Annotated in this window: 3 protein-coding genes; 1 reads left to right on the top strand and 2 read right to left on the bottom strand. The window is 45.9% G+C overall.

Going from position 1 to position 2746, the window contains the following annotated elements:
- The first annotated feature begins 460 nt into the window (after nt 1–460).
- A complete protein-coding gene (locus tag CWB98_RS11595) occupies nt 461–1132 on the top strand; it encodes a hypothetical protein (RefSeq protein WP_138545028.1) in 672 nt (223 codons plus the stop codon).
- 60 nt (nt 1133–1192) lie between these two features.
- On the opposite strand, the gene CWB98_RS11590 is transcribed toward CWB98_RS11595, so the two are convergent.
- Complete coding sequence (locus CWB98_RS11590) at nt 1193–1639, bottom strand: DoxX family protein (protein WP_138545027.1); 447 nt, start codon at nt 1637–1639, stop codon at nt 1193–1195.
- Nucleotides 1640–1788: 149 nt separating this feature from the next.
- The gene (locus CWB98_RS11585; RefSeq protein ID WP_138545026.1) at nt 1789–2688 is read right to left on the bottom strand and encodes a LysR family transcriptional regulator; all 900 of its coding nucleotides are present in this window, start codon (nt 2686–2688) and stop codon (nt 1789–1791) included.
- Nucleotides 2689–2746 lie beyond the last annotated feature (58 nt).

The raw sequence follows: 2746 nt of genomic DNA, 5'->3' as shown, positions 1-2746 counted from the left end.
GCCTATAAAAGCAACTCGATAGCACATTTTCGGGTTGCTTTTATTTTTTACTAAATTGTGATTTTTTTGTCTTTTAAGCTGAGATTAACTTGCCAATCATATCCTGATACAGGTGTTTGTAAGATGCCTGGGTCACGCCTTTGTTAAATGTTGACTTAATCTTTTTATAGGGAATCTAGTGATTGATTTTTATTGTTTTTCTTAGCTCTTGTATAAGCTGGTTGAAGTATATGACAGCGTTGTCATTTGTCTTACAAAATTAAACAATTGTGCACATTTACCAACCTTGGCGTAGGTAATAAATATGTTAATATTTGCGCGTAAAAAACATAGTTAGACGCAGGTGAACAACACCGTCGGGTGCCGCCGTAGGTTGGGGCCGGATGACACTTATGATTTGTTTCAGGCCCAATGATGCCTGGCAGAATGACTTTTATTGTATGGATTTATGGAGATGAGTATGAACAATGGCAACAAGGGATTAGGGTTTGCGTTAGTGCTGGGTTTATCAGCGGCTCTGACAGGATGTGGCGAAGGTAGTGAAGAGCTAAAAGAGCAATTGAACCACGACGCGAAGATGTCTTTCATTAATTCACTGGACTACATGGCGGATTTTCATGCTAAAAAGCGCTCTATCAGTTCAGGATATAGTGGCCTGTTTGATAGCGGCAGTGTGGTGTCGGCGGATGTACCTGCAAAAGAAGTCGGTCAGACCTACAGCTACAGCTATAAAGCCATCAACAATATGATCAACCTGGGCGTTAAGGACAGCAACAGCGGCGAAAAACAGGATCGCATGAACACCACGCTAAAAGATGGCGCCAACTTATGGGTGATTGCCTGGGAAGCGGACGGGGAGCGCGCTTTATCTGTGGTAGGTAAAAAGCAAGACAATAAAGCGGATGTCTTTAACGTGCGTTTGTTTGCCAACGGTAGCTACGAGGTAATGGTCGATGGCGCTGCAGTCGCGCCAACCGAGAAAGGCAAAGTAACTGATTACTATGCTGTCAGCAGCTGCGCTGATGGCTTACAGGTTGCTGACAACGCGATTGACCTGTGTAACGGTGACTTTGGCAAGTCTTATTTGCTGGTCGTTGATGCCAATGGCAAGCGTGTTATGGCGACAGAATAATACCGAAAACGCGCAGTGACCAAAGTCACTGCGCGTTGTTAATCATGGTAAACTGACGGCTTAAGCTAGTTTTCCTTTTACCAGTGACTGAGATGCCATTACTTTGTGGTCGATACTGAATTTCCCCGCACCGTGTGCCGCTAGCGCCAGGAAGCCTCCCGCCATAGCGACGTTTTTGAAGAACATAATAAACTGCATCTGATCCGCCAGGTCGAAGTGGAACAGCAATGCACTGATCAGACTAAACCCTGCAAATGCAATGGCCGTCAGACGAGTCAACAGGCCTCCGAGTATCATCAGGCCACCAATGAGCTCAAATGCGATGACCAGAGGGAGCAACTCACCAGGCAAACCACTTGATGCCATATACTGGGCATTGCCCTCAAAGTATTGAATTTTGTTCATTGCAGCGAGAATAAAGATGGCTGACAGGCCAACTCGTGCCAATAAAGCCGCAAGATGAGACAAAGATGTGTTTTGGTCGAATAGTTGAATTAGTTTAGTCATTACCGTTTCCTCAAGTTTGTAGAATCAAAGTCAGGGCTTGCGGGAAACGCCCTTAGTTGTTTTCCCCTCAGCCGATATGAAACAGTATAAATTCGTTTTTTAATTTTAAAATTTCTTAAAATCGCACTCTTCGTTCTATAAAAAAGAACTTAACTCGTAAACAAAGATTCCGAGAGCAGAAAGTCAATCACGGCACGAGTGCGCTGAGGTACCTGTCTTCTGGAGGGGTAAACTAAAGAAAAGACCAGTGGCTCACTGTGTAGTTGTTCAAAAATGCGTATCAGTTTGCCCTGTTCAACCTCTTGACGTACGGTGGAAGGGAGCAAGGTAGCCACGCCAAGCCCGCAGGCGACCATTTGCTGTAACAGGTAAGGTGAGTTACAGCTGTGATGCCGCTGTGGGCGGAGGAGTACTGGTTCATCATTGCAATACAGTATCTGCGCCCCCTGCTCAGCCGTTTGCTTTAGCTCCAGCCAGGGCATGGCTTCCAATTCGTTCAGGCTGTTCGGCATGCCATACTGCTCTAATAGCGCGGGGCTGGCGAACAAAGCAAAGCGCTCCTGATGTAAAATACGGGCAACCAGAGATTCATCCCTTACAAAGCCTATACGAATGGCCAGGTCAATCTGTTGCTCAATCAAATCGAGCGGGTCATCATCGACAATGAGGTCCAGGCTTATTTGCGGGTAGCGCTGCGACAGTTTATCAAGCTTGGGCAAAATGAATTTATGTGCAATGTCATGATTCATCGTCAGCGTGACCCGGCCACTGGGTTCTGGATCTGTCAGCTGGGCCTCAATATGTTGCAAAATGCCGTTGAGCTGCCGGGCATGTTGCAGCACTTTTTCTCCTTCCTGCGTCAGTTTTAACTGGCGGGTACTGCGTTGCAGCAGGCGTACATTTAATTGCGACTCTAATTGAGAAACCTGCTCACTGATGCGTGAGCGACTGGAATGCAGGCGCCTAGCGGCAGCCGCAAAGCTACCACTGTCTATGACTGTAGCGAAGATAGCTAAAAGTTTCAGGGAGTTATGATTTATTGTAATCAATTATAGAACACTCCATTTTGAAATAACCATCTTATGATAACAATGTTTATGCCAGACA

This window comes from Pseudoalteromonas rubra (assembly GCF_005887115.1).
GTDB classification, from domain to species: domain Bacteria; phylum Pseudomonadota; class Gammaproteobacteria; order Enterobacterales; family Alteromonadaceae; genus Pseudoalteromonas; species Pseudoalteromonas rubra_F.
The sequence above is the reverse complement of the archived record's forward strand: the minus strand, read 5'-3'. Positions and strand labels throughout refer to the sequence as shown.

Excerpts from the sequence above, each read along its gene's own strand:
- CWB98_RS11595 (WP_138545028.1), top strand. The coding sequence starts at position 461 with ATGAACAATGGCAACAAGGGATTAGGGTTTGCGTTAGTGCTGGGTTTA.
- CWB98_RS11590 (WP_138545027.1), bottom strand. The coding sequence starts at position 1,639 with ATGACTAAACTAATTCAACTATTCGACCAAAACACATCTTTGTCTCAT.